The organism is Dokdonia sp. R86516 (assembly GCF_044596715.1).
Taxonomy (GTDB): Bacteria; Bacteroidota; Bacteroidia; order Flavobacteriales; family Flavobacteriaceae; genus Dokdonia.
The window spans coordinates 506,715-522,544 of the sequence record NZ_CP138998.1 but is presented as its reverse complement, the minus strand read 5'-3'; the positions used below and the strand labels follow the sequence as shown (position 1 = coordinate 522,544).

Annotated in this window: 17 protein-coding genes; 8 read left to right on the top strand and 9 right to left on the bottom strand. The window is 36.9% G+C overall.

Going from position 1 to position 15,830, the window contains the following annotated elements:
* Window positions 1–13: 13 nt before the first annotated feature.
* The 7 genes from SJY23_RS02500 (at window position 14) to SJY23_RS02470 (ending at window position 5,973) form a co-directional block, all read left to right on the top strand.
* Window positions 14–577: a DUF3347 domain-containing protein gene (locus tag SJY23_RS02500; protein ID WP_396597320.1), complete on the top strand. Its 564-nt coding sequence runs from the start codon at window positions 14–16 to the stop codon at window positions 575–577.
* 521 nt (window positions 578–1,098) lie between these two features.
* Window positions 1,099–2,130: an alpha amylase catalytic subdomain protein gene (locus SJY23_RS02495; RefSeq protein ID WP_035335735.1), complete on the top strand. Its 1,032-nt coding sequence runs from the start codon at window positions 1,099–1,101 to the stop codon at window positions 2,128–2,130.
* Between the two features lie 104 nt (window positions 2,131–2,234).
* Window positions 2,235–2,651 (top strand): HYC_CC_PP family protein, encoded by a 417-nt coding sequence (locus SJY23_RS02490; protein ID WP_396597319.1) that lies wholly within the window; start codon window positions 2,235–2,237, stop codon window positions 2,649–2,651.
* 154 nt (window positions 2,652–2,805) lie between these two features.
* The gene (locus SJY23_RS02485) at window positions 2,806–3,576 is read left to right on the top strand and encodes a hypothetical protein (protein ID WP_035335737.1); all 771 of its coding nucleotides are present in this window, start codon (window positions 2,806–2,808) and stop codon (window positions 3,574–3,576) included.
* 39 nt (window positions 3,577–3,615) lie between these two features.
* Window positions 3,616–4,242 carry a heavy-metal-associated domain-containing protein gene (locus tag SJY23_RS02480; protein ID WP_396597318.1) on the top strand — a complete coding sequence of 209 codons (627 nt, stop codon included), beginning with the start codon at window positions 3,616–3,618 and terminating at the stop codon, window positions 4,240–4,242.
* 85 nt (window positions 4,243–4,327) lie between these two features.
* A complete protein-coding gene (locus SJY23_RS02475; RefSeq protein WP_396597317.1) occupies window positions 4,328–5,200 on the top strand; it encodes an NHL repeat-containing protein in 873 nt (290 codons plus the stop codon).
* Window positions 5,201–5,205: 5 nt separating this feature from the next.
* A complete protein-coding gene (locus tag SJY23_RS02470; protein ID WP_396597316.1) occupies window positions 5,206–5,973 on the top strand; it encodes a heavy-metal-associated domain-containing protein in 768 nt (255 codons plus the stop codon).
* A 317-nt stretch (window positions 5,974–6,290) separates the two neighbouring features.
* On the opposite strand, the gene groL is transcribed toward SJY23_RS02470, so the two are convergent.
* The 9 genes from groL to miaB form a co-directional block, all read right to left on the bottom strand.
* Window positions 6,291–7,925, bottom strand: coding sequence for a chaperonin GroEL (groL, locus tag SJY23_RS02465; protein WP_021778235.1), 1,635 nt, complete (start codon window positions 7,923–7,925; stop codon window positions 6,291–6,293).
* 53 nt (window positions 7,926–7,978) lie between these two features.
* Window positions 7,979–8,329, bottom strand: a complete 351-nt coding sequence (locus tag SJY23_RS02460) for a four helix bundle protein (RefSeq protein WP_396597315.1) — start codon at window positions 8,327–8,329, stop codon at window positions 7,979–7,981.
* Window positions 8,330–8,364: 35 nt separating this feature from the next.
* Window positions 8,365–8,640 (bottom strand): co-chaperone GroES, encoded by a 276-nt coding sequence (gene groES / locus SJY23_RS02455; protein WP_035335741.1) that lies wholly within the window; start codon window positions 8,638–8,640, stop codon window positions 8,365–8,367.
* A gap of 165 nt (window positions 8,641–8,805) precedes the next feature.
* The gene (gene secG, locus SJY23_RS02450; protein ID WP_035335742.1) at window positions 8,806–9,147 is read right to left on the bottom strand and encodes a preprotein translocase subunit SecG; all 342 of its coding nucleotides are present in this window, start codon (window positions 9,145–9,147) and stop codon (window positions 8,806–8,808) included.
* A 6-nt stretch (window positions 9,148–9,153) separates the two neighbouring features.
* On the bottom strand, window positions 9,154–10,068 hold the full coding sequence (locus tag SJY23_RS02445; protein WP_396597314.1) for a hypothetical protein: 915 nt from the start codon (window positions 10,066–10,068) through the stop codon (window positions 9,154–9,156).
* 2 nt (window positions 10,069–10,070) lie between these two features.
* The gene (locus SJY23_RS02440; RefSeq protein WP_035335744.1) at window positions 10,071–10,583 is read right to left on the bottom strand and encodes an LptE family protein; all 513 of its coding nucleotides are present in this window, start codon (window positions 10,581–10,583) and stop codon (window positions 10,071–10,073) included.
* 39 nt (window positions 10,584–10,622) lie between these two features.
* Complete coding sequence (locus SJY23_RS02435) at window positions 10,623–11,846, bottom strand: tRNA modification GTPase (protein ID WP_396597313.1); 1,224 nt, start codon at window positions 11,844–11,846, stop codon at window positions 10,623–10,625.
* A gap of 66 nt (window positions 11,847–11,912) precedes the next feature.
* Window positions 11,913–13,181 carry a sigma-54-dependent Fis family transcriptional regulator gene (locus SJY23_RS02430; protein ID WP_035335745.1) on the bottom strand — a complete coding sequence of 423 codons (1,269 nt, stop codon included), beginning with the start codon at window positions 13,179–13,181 and terminating at the stop codon, window positions 11,913–11,915.
* 110 nt (window positions 13,182–13,291) lie between these two features.
* Window positions 13,292–14,743: a tRNA (N6-isopentenyl adenosine(37)-C2)-methylthiotransferase MiaB gene (miaB, locus tag SJY23_RS02425; RefSeq protein ID WP_396597312.1), complete on the bottom strand. Its 1,452-nt coding sequence runs from the start codon at window positions 14,741–14,743 to the stop codon at window positions 13,292–13,294.
* A gap of 127 nt (window positions 14,744–14,870) precedes the next feature.
* Here miaB and SJY23_RS02420 point away from each other — a divergent pair, with 127 nt between their 5' ends.
* Complete coding sequence (locus SJY23_RS02420; RefSeq protein WP_396597311.1) at window positions 14,871–15,803, top strand: lipid A-modifier LpxR family protein; 933 nt, start codon at window positions 14,871–14,873, stop codon at window positions 15,801–15,803.
* Window positions 15,804–15,830 lie beyond the last annotated feature (27 nt).

The following is a 15,830-nucleotide window of genomic DNA, read 5'->3' as shown; positions in this document are numbered from 1 at the left end:
AACATGTTATAAGATGAAAAACACTTTATTAGTAATAGCAGCTCTAGCGATTGTGTCGTGTAAACAACAAATAGTTTCAGATGTACAAACGGCACCTACTCAAATAGGTGTAAACGCTGTAGTTACAGAAAATGGAGATTTAAATGTGACTAACGCTGTTGAAGAGGTAACATTTAAGACGGATGAAGCGTCACAAATTCACGCAGCATATTTAAGTTTAAAAGGAGCCTTGGTAAATACAGATCCTTACGAAGCTGCAGAAATTGCTTCTAACTTTAAGAGCACACTTGAATCACAAACTGAAAGTGATATCGCAAAAGGTTTAAACGATGATCTTGCACTTATCTCAGTGTCTAAGGATGCTGCAGAGCAACGTGTAGCTTTTGAAAATATTTCTAAAAAGGTAGAGGTGTACTTGTCTAACGAGATTACATCTGGCACTATATATAAGCAATACTGCCCGATGGCATTTGAAGGTAAAGGTGCTTACTGGTTATCAAATTCTAAAGAAATACGCAATCCTTACTACGGTGATAAGATGTTGAAGTGTGGTGTCGTAGATAAGGAGATACAATAAGGACTTGTTTAATATATTCCTTGTCAATAACAGACCTACCTGTTGAAAGCAATTTACGCACTTATACTATTTTCCATTTTTGCATTACGTCCAGTTATGAACGTAAGCAATATGCTGTACTATGAGCTTAATATAGATTATATAGTAGAGACGTATTGTGTAAATAAAGATAAACCAAAGCTACAGTGTAACGGTAAGTGTTATTTGTCTAAGCAGCTATCACTAGATACTTCAGATAGTAGTAAAGAAACTCTGGGTTTACGTATTGTAGGGGCGTTTTACCCCTTATACTTTCAGTCAGAACAGTCATTTGCTATAACATCTTTAGTAAGTAATTACACTCAGAATTTTTACCCTTTAATAGAGGGTAAAATAGCCTCATATCAATCTGATATAGATTGGCCTCCACAACTATCAGTATAGTATTTATGAGAATGGTACGTATATGTACTGTTCAAAACCTTATGCATTCTCTATGAAGAGATATGCCCATTTTACTAGACAATAATTTACACATAATAATGAAAAATTTTATAATGGTTTTGCTTGCTATAGCAATGACCACAGTATTAAGCGCACAAGAAACTCAAACTCAAAACCCTTGGTCAAGTAATCGTCCAGATGGGCATGCTCCTATATCTGTTATGGGTGACCATACTCACAAAAAAGGAGAATTTATGTTTTCATATAGATATATGAATATGCAAATGAATGATCTCAAAAGAGGTAATGATGATGTAAGTTTTGAGAGTGTATTACTTCCTAATGGTGGAGAGTATATGGTTACACCTACAGATATGCCTATGAATATGCATATGTTAGGAGGTATGTATGCCGTATCAGATAAAGTAACCCTAGCTGCAATGATAGGATACACATCTATGGATATGGAGCACCTTACTGCAATGGGAGGAAATTTTGAAACTTCATCTAGTGGCATCTCAGATCTTAAAATCTCTGGTCTAGTTACACTTTTTAATAAGAACAGACAGCAGTTACATGGTAAAGTAGGGGTGTCATTACCTACGGGAAGTATAGATGAAATGGATGTTACTCCTGCATCTAATGGTAATGAGGTGATATTGCCTTACCCTATGCAGATAGGAAGTGGTACACTAGATGCATTACTAGGTGCGACTTATATCTGGCAGTCAGACTCTTTTTCTGGTGGTAACCAGCTAGATGCTGTTGTGCGTACGGGTACTAATGATCGTGACTACCGTTTGGGTAATAGTTATGCTTTAAATAACTGGGTGGCCTACAAGGCAACAGATTGGATTAGTTTTTCTGCAAGGGTAAAAGGAACTGTAGTTTCAGAAATAGACGGAGCAAATCCAGATTTAAATCCACTTATGGTAATCACTGCAGATACTAGAAACTCTGGTGGTACTTATATAGATGGAGGATTAGGGTTTAATCTTTATGCTTACAAAGGAGCATTAAAGAATGTACGTCTCGGTGTTGAGGTAGGTACACCTTTATTGCAAGATGTAAATGGAGTACAGCTTAAGCGCAAGGAAACTGTGACAGTTGGACTGCAATACTCATTATAATCAGTGCTACTATATAATTACTATGTGATCATATAGGCACAGTAATTGTTATTAAAAAGCCAAGTAACATCATTGTTATTTGGCTTTTATTTATTTTTGCATTAATGAAAATCGGTTTCCATAAAATAACATCTTTGTTTTTAGCGCTTTTAGTGCTAGGATCTACGATGTCTTTTAGTGTAGATAAGCACTATTGTGGAGATCACTTAATTGATGTTGCGATTTTTGGTGAAGCTGCTCCTTGTGAGATGATGCAATCCTTAGACGCTAAGTATGGCAAAGACACTTACAAAAAAATGGGATGCTGCAAGAATGAGCAAACCGTTTTTGAAGGTCAAGATGAGCTCAAAATACAATTTGATCAATTTACTACAGATCAACTTGTATTTTTAAAAGCCTTCACCTACAGCTATACATATCTTTTTGTAGAAGCAGATATACACTCTGCATCGGTTACAAATCATCCTCCTCCCTTGATAATTACAGATTATCAAGTTGCTTACAATCAATACCTAATATAATACCTGTATACACAGGTATCTCTTCGTGCAATATCATTGCATATTTGGGATTCCGCTATGGTTTTTATGCCATAAAGATATAAGCTAGTTGCTCTTTTTAGTAACTACACTTTTATTACTAATTACCCAATCTTTGGGTATAACGAGAATCACAATGAAAAAAATATTTATAGTCTTATTGGTGACATTCGCTTTCGCGAAAGCGTACTCACAAGGACCACCACTTACCGCAGATAAACCTATCATGTTAGGTGGCGGAAGTTTTATAGCAAAAACACTCACCGAAATACGCGTTTCAGAAGATGGTACAGCAACGCGAGTACCTCTTATGCTGCATTATTTACCTTCAGCTAACACACTTGTAGCGGTGCATTTACCTTACGTAACTTATGATTATGACGATTTTCGCGGAAGCGGAAGCACATTAGGTGACATTAACATTGTAGGTAAATATCAGTTCTATAGAAAAGATGGAACGGGTAAAACCTTCCGAATGGTTGCCAAAACATTACAGACCTTACCTACCGGAGAAGCTCTCGATATTGAGGGTATAAGTACCGGTAAATACTCAGGGTATTATGGTGTGGTAGCAGGTTATGAATCGCTTAAATATGGTATTTCTAACGAAGCAGGATATAGCTGGATGCCAGATGGTTCTCTTGATAAATTGGTTTATAAATTAGGATTTGGATTGCCATTGCTTAAGCCTACGTATCCAGTAAATCAAGTAAACTTGTATTTCGAATATTCTAGCGAGTGGTTTTTAGAGCGTGATCAATTTGAATTGCTGTATGCTCAAGGAATTCAATATGCAAGAAAACAATGGACGTGGGAAGCAGGGGTTCAAGTACCGCTTAGCCAAAACGTTCCTGAGGCAATAGAGAGAAAATATTCTATATATCTAGGAACACGTTTTATACTTTAATAATAACAGTATCTCATATAGAGAATTAAATTAAATACTATGAAAACAATAATATCAATATTAGTAATAGCCTTGTTTACCACTATGGGTGTGCAAGCGCAAAAAGAAATGGATCAATTTGAAGTACAGGTAGACGGTCTAGGTTGTCCATTCTGTGCATACGGATTAGAGAAAAAATTCAAAGAGTTTAAAGGAATAAAGAAAGTAGCCATCGATATTGAAACAGGCGACTTTAGTTTTTTATATCCTGCAGGAAAAGCACTTACGATGGATGCTGTCGTAAAACAGGTAGAAAAAGCTGGATATACACCTATTACCTCAAAAATCACTAGAGCTGATGGCCAAGTGGAACTCTCTGAAACGAATACTACGGAGCTAACAGAAGAGAGCATTGTAAAAACTCAGAAAATGCTTGTAGCAGGAAAGTGTGGAATGTGTGAGGCACGTATTTTGAAAGTTACAAACGGTATAGAAGGAGTGACAGACGCTGCTTGGAATCAGAATAATCAAATGCTTGAAGTTAGTTTTGATAACAGTCAGACTACAACAGATGCGATACAAAAAGAAATAGCTAAGGCTGGTCACGACACAAAAGCTCATAAAGCAACAGCAGGAGCTTATGACAATCTTCCGGCTTGTTGTAAATATGAGCGCTTAGTACAATAGTGTCTTTCACCCCTAAGGTAGAGACGAGTGAGGCAGTTATGTGATAAGCATGCCGCTGCCTCTCTTTTTTAAACACAAAACAACTATGAAAAATTTATACATTATACTCATTGCGGCTCTCACTGTATATAGCTGCAAGGAGGAGCCAAAAACTCAAGTCGCTTGGGTGCATTCTAAAACAATTAATCTTCAGGGCATAAATCCAATAGGAATTGCACAAGATGAAAATGGACTATGGCTAAGTGATGGAGATCACAATAGGGTCGTTCAAGTCAACCTTAATGGAAGTGTACAGAAAACTATAGATTCACTAGATAGGCCTATGCACATTGCAGCAGATGCTGGTATTGTATACATCCCGCAATACGGTAATGATGAGGTGTTGTCTGTATTAGGGACTACAAAAAAGCCTATTGTAATCACAGATAGTCTAGATGCGCCTGCTGGTATAGATGCTAGAGGAAACGCCATAGCCATAGCAGATTTTTATAATAACCGTATTTTATATACTGAAGATGGTGTGACTTGGTCTTCGTTTGGGAAAGAGGGTAAGGCAGCTGGAGATTTTTACTACCCTACTGATGTGCAAATCACAGATGATGCCATCTGGGTAGCCGATGCCTATAACAATAGGCTTCAAAAGTTTGATAAAAAAGGAAATCACCTGATGACAGTAGGCGAAGATCAAAAGATGAATGCAGCCACAGGTATTTATGTTTCAGATGATGAAGTGTTCTCTACAGACTTTGAGAATAATAGGGTATTAGTTTTTGATCATGAGGGAAATTTTAAACAAGAAATTAATGACGCTGTTTTAAAACCTACAGATATGTTGCTAGTAGGTGAGATATTATATGTAACTAATTATAAAGGGAAGTCGCTGAGTGTTTATGAGCAAAAAGAAGTGCTCGTAGAAGCTCCTCATGAGGAGGAACACCATGATGACCATAATCACTAATGGCTATGATAAAGCAAGCGTATACGGTAAAGGGAATGACTTGTAATGGTTGCAGGGCAGGTGTAGAAAAAAAGCTAGGCGATATTGATGGTGTTACAAATGTAATTGTTTCTCTAGAAGATGAAGAGGCTATCCTTATGATGCTTGATCATATTTCTATAAAGACACTGCAAGATGCTTTGCCAGAAAAATATAGCTTGTCATCAAAAATTGTCTCGAGAGCTGCTAGTGAAACGCAAGAGAGTAGTTCTGGAGTGTTTGTAAATAGTGAGAAAGCTGCCCAAGTGGTTGAAGAATCAAAATGGCAACAACTCAAACCGTTGTTTTTGATATTGTTTTACATTACAATAGCATCTACATTACTTAATTATAGAGAAGCAAACTGGCAGTCTGCTATGCTAGATTTTATGGGCTTATTTTATATTGTCTTTAGCTTCTTTAAAATGCTAGATCTCAAAGGTTTTTCAACAAGCTTTTCTATGTATGATCCGCTGGCTCATTCAGTACCGGTTTATAGTAGGGTATATCCATTTATTGAAACTATACTAGGGCTTATGTTTTTAATGCGTTTTCAGGTAGAAATAGCACTTATAGCTACTATTGTTATTCTTGGTATTACCACGGTGGGTGTGACTAAAACACTGTTTAATAAAAAGGAAATTCAATGCGCATGTTTAGGTACAGCTTTAAAACTACCTATGACAGAGGCGACTTTTATTGAGAATGCTATTATGATTGTAATGGCAATAATTATGCTTATAAAATTTATATGAAACTAAAGTTTACCACGGCCCAGATTTGCACTATTGTTTTAGTGTTCTTCTATATTGTTTGGGAATATAATATTCAAGTATATTTAATTGATGAGAATCTCGATTATGGAGTTGAGGTTCGCTATGATTTGATTTTTATTATTCCATTATTGCTAGTTATGATAGGGGTTTCTCTATGGCAATATTTCAAAAAGAAGTAATTACGCTTTCGCGAAAGCGTAACAGTAACCATAAAAAAACCTCTGCTTAAAAGCAGAGGTTTTTGATTTTTAGAACCACTCCGGGAGTAGCTCATAAATATATATGGCGATTCGCCATTACATCATTCCTGGCATTCCGCCTCCTCCCATAGGTGGCATTGCTGCTGGAGCATCTTCTTTAATGTCTGTAAGTGCACATTCTGTAGTAAGAATCATTCCAGAAACAGAAGCAGCATTTTCAAGTGCTACACGTGTTACTTTCTTAGGATCGATAATTCCTGCTTTAAGCATATCGGTGTACTCACCATTTTTTGCGTTAAAACCAAAGTCTTTCTTTCCTTCTAGTACTTTAGAAATCACAACAGCTCCTTCACCGCCAGCATTAGAAACAATCGTTCTAAGTGGAGACTCAATCGCACGGTTTACGATCTGCACACCAGTCTCTTGGTCTGCATTTTCTGTTTTGATTTTGTCAAGAGATTTCTTTGCACGCACAAGAGCAACACCTCCACCGGCAACGATACCTTCTTCTACAGCGGCACGAGTTGCGTGTAAAGCGTCATCTACACGGTCTTTTTTCTCTTTCATCTCAACCTCAGAGGCAGCACCTACATAAAGTACAGCAACTCCACCTGCAAGTTTTGCAAGGCGCTCTTGTAGCTTTTCTTTATCATAGTCTGATGTAGTAGTCTCTATTTGAGATTTGATTTGCCCTACGCGAGCTTTAATCATATCTGAGTCTCCAGATCCGTTTACAACAGTTGTGTTGTCTTTATCTATAGTAACTGTCTCTGCAGTACCTAGCATATCTAGCGTTGTGTTTTCTAGTGTAAAGCCTCTCTCTTCTGAGATTACAGTACCTCCAGTAAGGATAGCAATATCTTCTAGCATAGCCTTACGACGATCTCCAAAACCTGGTGCTTTTACAGCAGCAATTTTAAGAGCACCACGTAGTTTATTTACCACAAGTGTAGCAAGTGCTTCTCCATCTACATCTTCTGCAATGATAAGAAGTGGCTTTCCTGTTTGCGCCACAGGCTCAAGTACAGGAAGTAAATCTTTCATATTTGAAATCTTCTTGTCAAATAGTAAGATGTACGGGCTATCTAGCTCTGCACTCATTTTCTCACTGTTTGTCACAAAGTATGGAGAAAGGAAACCGCGATCAAACTGCATACCCTCTACAACATCTACATACGTTTCTGTCCCTTTTGCTTCTTCTACAGTGATAACACCTTCTTTACCTACTTTCCCAAAAGCTTCTGCGATAAGCTCTCCTATCACTTCATCATTGTTTGCAGAGATAGATGCTACTTGCTTTATCTTGTCTGAAGAGTTGCCCACTTTTGCAGTTTGCTTTTCTAGATCTGCAACGATAGCCTCTACTGCCTTATCAATACCTCTTTTAAGGTCCATTGGGTTTGCACCAGCAGCTACGTTTTTAAGTCCTTCTGTTACGATAGCTTGTGCAAGTACTGTTGCTGTAGTAGTACCGTCACCAGCAAGGTCATTAGTTTTTGAAGCAACTTCTTTTACCATCTGTGCTCCCATATTTTCAAGAGCATCTTCTAGTTCTATTTCTTTTGCTACAGTTACACCATCTTTTGTTACGTGTGGTGCTCCAAAAGATTTTGAAATAATCACGTTACGACCTTTAGGTCCTAAAGTAACTTTTACCGCGTTTGCAAGTTTATCTACACCACGCTTTAATCCGTCGCGTGCTTCTATATTAAATTGAATGTCTTTTGCCATTTTCTTTTGCTTTCGCGAAAAGCTTTATGCTGTATGCAATAAGCTTTAAGCTGTTATTTTAATTTTTGTTTTAAAGAATAAATCTTCTGTTTAATAATGTTCACTTTTGAATTTAGATTTTCAAAATGTTCATCATTTATATATTGAAGATCTTTTGATAGAATAAGTAAATATTCTGTTTCGCTTGCCGATCCCATTGCTATTGTCAGAAAGCGGTTGAATTCTGCATCACTATCTCTACCACATCCTTCAGCAATATTTGTTGGTATTGAAGCTGATGCTCTTCGTATTTGTGAAACAATGCCATAACTTTCATTTTGAGGAAATTTTCTAGAAACAGTATAAATATCTAAAGTAAGTTTGTGGCTTAACTCCCATATATTATACTTTCTAAAATCTCTCATAGCCTAAAGCTTATAGCATATTGCTTATTGCGGTATTATACAATCGCAAGGATATCATCCTCTTTCATAATCATATAATCTGCACCGTCAAATTTTAGTTCACTACCCGCATACTTTCCGTATATAACAGTGTCACCCACTTTAACGGTCATCTCGTGATCTTTTGTTCCAGATCCTACAGCTACTACTTTACCTCTTTGTTGTTTTTCTTGTGCGCTATCTGGAATATATAAACCAGATGCTGTTTGAGTTTCTGCCGCAACAGGCTCGATTACAACGCGGTCTGCTAATGGTTTGATTTTAATTGCCATTGTTATAGATTTAATTATTGAGTTGAATTGTTTTTGTAACGCTTAACTGGTTACGCGAGCGTAAAAGACAGAAATTATGCCACTCACTAAGCACTGACAAATTTTCATAAAACAAAAGAGCCAGCTAAAATAGCTGGCTCTTTTAATATGTTATGTTATGAGAGTCTATTGATCTCCTCCATTGTCAGGAAGGTTTACCGGTGCTGGTGCAGGAGTAGATTGCTCTACAGCATCTGCATCAAAAACTTGAGACTCATTTCTTACACTACCGTCAAAAATACTTAGGTTACTTGCAAGAATTAGTACTAATAAAATAGTCGCAAGTGCCCATGTAGCTTTGTCAAGAAAATCTGTAGTTTTCTGAACACCACCCATTTGTTGTGTCCCGCCACCTCCAAAAGAAGAAGATAATCCGCCTCCCTTAGGGTTTTGTACCATAATAACGACTACAAGAAGGAAAGCTACTATAATAATCAATCCTAAAAATATATAAAACGTAGTACTCATAATATTCTAATCTTTTTGTTCTTCAAGTTGTTCTACTGCCCGAATTTGGTCTGCAAAGAAACCACTTTTTTCTGGATATTTCAAACTTAAAATGCGGTATGCTTGTTTTGCCTTTGCAAAGTTTTTTTGCTCAACATAAACACGTGCTAAAGTCTCTGTCATAAGGGCGTCAGGAGAATATGGCAACTCTTTAATAATCTTCTTTTTTTCTGACTTAACAGACTTTATGGCGCTTATTTTTGGATTTGTTTCTATAAAAGAATCTATGATTTTGCGCTTACGCTCCTTGCTATTGTCTTCTTTTTTGAGAGTTAAAATCTCGACATTGTCTTCACTTCTTGTTGATTCGGTACCTTCTTTCGTGTCACTAGTGTCAACTCCAACGGTGTCATCTTGAGAACGGTCAATAGGTGTGAAAGAAGAAAGCTGTAGCCACTCAGAAAAAGAATGTGCTTCAGATTTTGTAAAAGGAAGTGGTTTGCCTACTTGAAGTGTATCTTCTGCCTTTGCCCTAGTCATTATAGAGTCTTTTTTCTCTATAAATAAATCTGGGTCAAGAATTTGAGAGGCCTTCGCTTGTTCTTCTTGCTCAACCTGTACAGATACATCTAGTGCATCTGTTATTTCTAAATCCCTTAAGAGTTTTTCTTGATCTTTTATTTGAGTACTTACAGCCGTCTGTAAGAAATGCTCAGATGTTATGTAGTCAAAAAGTACAGCTCTATCTGCCGTGTGACTAGCTGTACGTTTTAGTGCTTTGTTATAAGCAAAGCTCTCTTGGTTTTTTAATCCTTTTAAATACAGTGCGTGAGCACTTTGGAAAAATGGAAATGCATCAATGATAGTGCGTAACTCGCCTGTCTGCTCAGTATTAATCTGGTCAGGATGTTCTAGTAAATATGTGTATTGTTCTGTAGTCATTTTTACCAGCGAGCTAGTGATGCGTTAAAAACATCTTGAGTGATACGCTCGTAAATTTCATCTAAGGCGCCATCGAGTGCACTACCTACTAATTGTGTCTCACCAGGTACATCTGAGAAAAATGAAAACCTACGTTCAAAATCATACTCACCATCCTCGCGAGTGTTATTAAAAAATCTAACATTTACAGTAACTGTAAGTCGATTTTGTGCTGCTAGATTTTCAGATGTAGAAGCTTGTGGTGCAATGTAATATTCTATTATCTCGCCTTCATACACTACATCTGCGTTGCTATTTGTAAGTACTAGTGGTGATTGGTTTTGGATAATATCTCTAAGCTGTTCTGTAAACTCTCTATCTATACCGGGCTCAACAATTGCAGCCTCGTTTTGAAAAAAGCGAACTTCAAACGTCTCTTCCTTATCTATAGATACGCCACTTAATGAATACATTCCACAGCTTTGAATGGTCAAAGCTGTTATGATTAAAATGAATAGGTTATTTAAAGATTTCATGTGACTTGATCTATAAATTATATTGAATTGCTTGTGAAATTAGAAAATCGTGTATCCGATAATAAAGGAAGTCGTTTGGTAATTCGAATCCCACTCAATAAAATCACTAAGTAAATTTCTGTCTGTTTGATATCTAATTTCAGCACTATACCTATTATTAAATTTGTAGCCTATTCCAAAAGCGATATTACTTCCTGCCCGTACTTCTAACGGAGCGATGGAGGAATTATTTGCAGGGTCAAATTCGACAGCCGTTTCTGAAGATATATCTACGATAAATGATGCGTTTACAAAAAGTTTAGATTTGTCATTTAGAAAGAAATAATGTCTTAGACCTAATGGTATTTCTATAGATGAATAGTCAATTGATGTAGTAATAGCATCGCCAAAAACAGATCCAGCTTCCTGAGTCATTTCAGACTTAAAACTTTGGTATGAAGGTTCAATTATGAAAGCCCATTTATTATTATTTATTGGTAAAATTAATTCAAGTTCTAATCCAACACCAAAGTTTGTCTTACTCCCTAAATCGGCTTCTTTGACGGTGGCATTTGGATTTTTAATTGAGAAGGAGGAATTGTTTATTCTAGGCCTTATAGAAAGGTGAATAACCTTGCTTTTAGTCTCCTTATTATAATTTATGAAACTATAATTATTACATTCGTTGTGTTCAATAAAATAGCCAATTAAACTTCTCTTGTTGTAACTAACACCCTCTGGACTACTTGTGGCGTTTTTAGAACAAGTTATCTCTGTTTTTAATTGCTGTTTATATTGTGTATTTGTACTGATTTTTCCAGTTGTAGTTAAGAATTTCTTATATACAAGTTGCTTGATTTCAGCCCCAGATTTACTATAAAAATATCTGGTTATAGTTCCATTTTTGTAAGAGTATAAGCTAGTATTTCCTTCAACTAAAATATTTAGAAATAACGTTTTTGTTTCAAAAATAGGAGCTCTACTTTTATCTAAAAAATCAGCGCTAGCACTTGACATATCAATTTTTACTGTAGCTCTAACATACTTAGAAGAGTTTGAAATCATGAACTCCTTAACTGTACTGATGTCACCCGTTAAAGACTTGGAGTCTTTAGATAATTTATATTGAAAATTTTCTGGATTATTATTCCAATCATTGTCTTTAATTAAGCATTCGATTTTATTGTTGTTATTTTCAATAAAATACCCCTTTACGTATTCCGTTTGTGCAACGCTATTTATGCCAATACATGAAAGAATTAAAAATAGTAGTGCTTTGTTCATTTGATAAAGTTTTTTGATTGATGATTGATGGAATTTATTTAAGTAAAATACTCTTACAATTGTGACTTACAAGTCAAACTGCTTAATTTTTCTATATAGTGTGCGTTCGCTTATGCCTAGTTCTTGAGCGGCCACTTTGCGTTTGCCTTTGTGACGTTCTAGAGATTTCTTGATAAGTTCAAGTTCCTTATCGTGTAGCGATAGTGTTTCTTCCTCCTCGATTTCCTCTGCAAAATGATATGGATCTGTAGTAGGCTCTGGTTGAGGTGGAGTAGGGGTTTGTGCTTGTGATTTTTGAGGTATCTGTAGCACATCCATTACTTCTTCTACGGTTTCATAAGAATCATCGTCGTCATCATAAATCTTCTTAATGAGACTTTCATTCTCTTGGCGTACATCTTGCGTATTCCCGTTTTTCATTAACTCTAGTGTGAGCTTCTTGAGATCATTCAAGTCGGCTTTCATATCAAAGAGGACTTTGTATAGAATCTCACGCTCGTTTGAGAAGTCAGACTTTTCTTGAGACTTTACGATAGCAGGAAGTCTAGATCCTGTGTCGGGAAGATAGTTGCTTATAGTTGCTGCCGATACTTCTCGATTAGTTTCTAGTACAGATACCTGCTCTGCTACGTTACGTAGCTGGCGTATATTTCCATTCCATCGATATTGTAAGAGCAATTGTACAGCCTCGTCAGAAAGTCGTATGGTGGGCATCTTGTACTTCATCGCAAAGTCTGATGCAAATTTTCTAAACAGTAAGTGTATATCTCCTTTACGTTCCCTCAATGGTGGGAGTGGGATGTCTACAGTACTCAGTCTATAAAATAAATCCTCACGGAACTTCCCTTCCTCTATGGCTTCAAACATCGAGACGTTAGTTGCTGCAACGATGCGTACGTCTGTTTTTTGTGTTTTTGAAGAACCTACTTTTAAAAATTCCCCATTCTCTAAAACTCTTAGTAAACGTACTTGGGTAGGTAATGGTAGTTCTCCAACTTCGTCTAGAAATATAGTCCCACCATCTGCTTCTTCAAAGTATCCACTTCTTGTAGTGGTAGCACCTGTAAATGCACCTTTCTCGTGTCCAAAAAGCTCACTATCTATCGTTCCCTCAGGGATTGCTCCACAGTTTACAGCAATATACTTGTTGTGTTTTCTATGAGAAAGCGAGTGTATAATGCGAGGGATACTCTCTTTTCCTACTCCAGATTCTCCTGTCACCAGTACAGAGATATCTGTAGGAGCCACTTGTATAGCCTTTTCGATAGCGCGATTTAGTGCAGGATTATCTCCTATTATGCCAAATCGTTGTTTTGTGGTTTGTATTCCTTCCATAGTAAACGCCCATTACAGTGGGTATCTATTTGATTAGTATAAAATATGTTACGCTTTCGCGAAAGCGTTATTCTAACAAAAAACTATTGCTAGTGCATCACTTTTGGTTTTTATTGCCAGTACTCTGCGTAGCCTGTTGCCTCACCTATAAGTGTACCTGTCGTACATTCATTAATTTTTACATTAACGAAGTCGCCTACTTTGTAATCTCCTTTAGGGAAAACGGCAACGACATTCTGATCATTACGACCGCTCCACTCATCTTTATTCTTTTTTGACTCCTTTTCTATAAGAATCTCTACTGTTTGATCCTGGTAGCGTAATAAGTTTTCTCTAGAGATTGCTCTTTGTAAATCGATTACATCTTGTAAACGTCTCTTTTTTACCGCTAGCGGGATGTCATCTTCCATCTTACGTTCTGCCAGAGTACCTGGACGCTCAGAATAGTAAAACATAAAGCCAAAATCATATTTTACATAGTTGATAAGATCAAGAGTGCCTTGATGATCTTCTTCGGTTTCTGTAGGGAAACCAGTAATCATATCTTGACTAATCCCAATATGAGGGATTAGATTTTTAATATTATCAATAAGAGTTTTATACTCTGCAACCGTATGCTGACGATTCATTAATTGTAAAATCCTATCGCTTCCAGACTGAACTGGCAGGTGAATGTAATTACATACATTCTTGTGCTTTGCCATTACCTCTATCACATCAAGCGTCATGTCTTGAGGGTTTGAGGTAGAGAAACGTATGCGCATTTTAGGCTGAGCCTTTGCAACGGTGTCCATGAGCTGCGCAAAATTTACCGCAGTAGCTTTTGCCATTTCACTAGCCTTGTCAAAATCTTTTTTGAGTCCGCCGCCATACCATAAGTAGGAGTCCACGTTTTGACCTAGTAATGTGATTTCTTTAAAACCTCTATTAGCAAGATCTTGTACTTCTTCTAGTATAGACTGAGGATCACGGCTACGCTCGCGACCTCTCGTAAAAGGAACGACACAGAACGTACACATATTATCACAACCACGAGTGATTGATACAAAAGCAGTGACACCATTAGTTAATAAACGTACTGGTGAGATATCTCCGTACGTTTCTTCTTTGGATAAAATTACATTTACTGCATTTCTACCTTCTTCTACCTCGCTAAGTAAGTTAGGAATATCTTTATAGGCATCTGGACCTACTACAAGGTCTACTATTTTTTCTTCTTCAAGAAATTTGCTTTTAAGACGCTCTGCCATACAGCCTAGCACTCCTACTTTCATATTAGGATTTTGCTTGCGCTTTACGGCTTGATATTTTTCTAAGCGTTTACGTACAGTTACCTCTGCCTTCTCACGTATAGAACAAGTGTTTACGAGTACGAGATCTGCTTCTTCAAGAATTTGAGTGGTGTTATAACCCTCATTTGCAAGAATGGAAGCCACCACCTCGCTATCTGCAAAGTTCATCTGGCAACCGTAACTTTCTATAAAAAGCTTTTTTGTATTCTCAAGTTTGCGCTCTAGTGTAAGCGCTTCCCCTTGTTTGTGTTCTTCTATTATTTTTTCCATCTGCTTATTCGTCCAAAATCTTTGTCAAGGATTATGCAAAGATACGTCTAATGTGGAGTTGTGACAAAGTGGCAGACGTCAAGAATTACATAAAATTCTCGTTATTTGCTTTTATAAAACCCGAAGATTGCTACATAAACTATTTATCTTATCGTTGTTACTAGTCATTCAGACTGGTTATTCCCAATCTGTTGAGGAGACTAAAACACAACGATTGTTACAGCAAATCGCTGTGCAGCATGATAACGACTTTGTCTTTGCTATAGATCGTTATTATACAGCAGGAACATTCTTAAGTTATATTAGGCAATTAAAAGGAGACTTTATTTTTAAAAAGCAAGAGTATCCGCTGCAATTAGATGTTACATTAGGTCAGGAAACCTACACGCCTAGAGAACTCTTTGAAACTAATTTTGATTTTTTTGAACGTCCTTATGCGGGGTATCTTTTTGTAAAAGGCTCCGTTTCAAAAGCGCAAGAAGGTGTGCTTTTTAAAATTGATGCAGAACTGGGACTTGCAGGTGAGCAGTCTAAGGCAGGCGATATACAAGTTGCTTATCATGAACTTATCAATGAATTTATACCTGTTTGGGAAGGTGAGATAGGCAATAGTTTGCATGTTAACGGCTTTGGAGCTTTTGTTAAAGACTATCATTTAGAAAATTCTAATTTGTTTAAAAACGTTGCATTTCAGTCTACGGTAGCGTTAGGTACACGAAGAGTTTTTGTAAGACAAGAAGCGCTCCTTTTCATAGGTGATCGTGATGTGGTAGCTAGCTCTTCGGCTTTTGGGAGATTGGGAGGTAAGCATGAGTTTTATGGCTTTGCAGGAGTAGGAGCAGAGTATGTATTTCTTAACGCACTTATTCAAGGGCATCCTTTTGGAGATGACTCTGCTTTTACATTGCCTATAGTCTCAACCATCTTGTCTTTTAAATCAGGAATTACGTACCGTGGAGAAAAAAATCTATACAGTATCGTTTACAACTTTAGAACAAGAGAGACAAAGCGAGAAGGTAGAAGCCAGTATGTTGCCTTGCAATTTGCTCGGAGATTTTAATTAGACTGAGATATAATCTTATATTTT

Coding starts and splice junctions, on each gene's coding strand:
- SJY23_RS02435 (WP_396597313.1), bottom strand. CDS start 11,846: ATGAACAAAGCACTACTATTTTTAATTCTTTCATGTATTGGCATAAAT.
- SJY23_RS02500 (WP_396597320.1), top strand. CDS start 14: ATGAAAAACACTTTATTAGTAATAGCAGCTCTAGCGATTGTGTCGTGT.
- SJY23_RS02470 (WP_396597316.1), top strand. CDS start 5,206: ATGATAAAGCAAGCGTATACGGTAAAGGGAATGACTTGTAATGGTTGC.
- groES (WP_035335741.1), bottom strand. CDS start 8,640: ATGGCAATTAAAATCAAACCATTAGCAGACCGCGTTGTAATCGAGCCT.
- miaB (WP_396597312.1), bottom strand. CDS start 14,743: ATGGAAAAAATAATAGAAGAACACAAACAAGGGGAAGCGCTTACACTA.
- SJY23_RS02440 (WP_035335744.1), bottom strand. CDS start 10,583: ATGAAATCTTTAAATAACCTATTCATTTTAATCATAACAGCTTTGACC.
- SJY23_RS02445 (WP_396597314.1), bottom strand. CDS start 10,068: ATGACTACAGAACAATACACATATTTACTAGAACATCCTGACCAGATT.
- secG (WP_035335742.1), bottom strand. CDS start 9,147: ATGAGTACTACGTTTTATATATTTTTAGGATTGATTATTATAGTAGCT.
- SJY23_RS02475 (WP_396597317.1), top strand. CDS start 4,328: ATGAAAAATTTATACATTATACTCATTGCGGCTCTCACTGTATATAGC.
- SJY23_RS02430 (WP_035335745.1), bottom strand. CDS start 13,181: ATGGAAGGAATACAAACCACAAAACAACGATTTGGCATAATAGGAGAT.
- SJY23_RS02490 (WP_396597319.1), top strand. CDS start 2,235: ATGAAAATCGGTTTCCATAAAATAACATCTTTGTTTTTAGCGCTTTTA.
- SJY23_RS02480 (WP_396597318.1), top strand. CDS start 3,616: ATGAAAACAATAATATCAATATTAGTAATAGCCTTGTTTACCACTATG.
- groL (WP_021778235.1), bottom strand. CDS start 7,925: ATGGCAAAAGACATTCAATTTAATATAGAAGCACGCGACGGATTAAAG.
- SJY23_RS02460 (WP_396597315.1), bottom strand. CDS start 8,329: ATGAGAGATTTTAGAAAGTATAATATATGGGAGTTAAGCCACAAACTT.
- SJY23_RS02485 (WP_035335737.1), top strand. CDS start 2,806: ATGAAAAAAATATTTATAGTCTTATTGGTGACATTCGCTTTCGCGAAA.
- SJY23_RS02495 (WP_035335735.1), top strand. CDS start 1,099: ATGAAAAATTTTATAATGGTTTTGCTTGCTATAGCAATGACCACAGTA.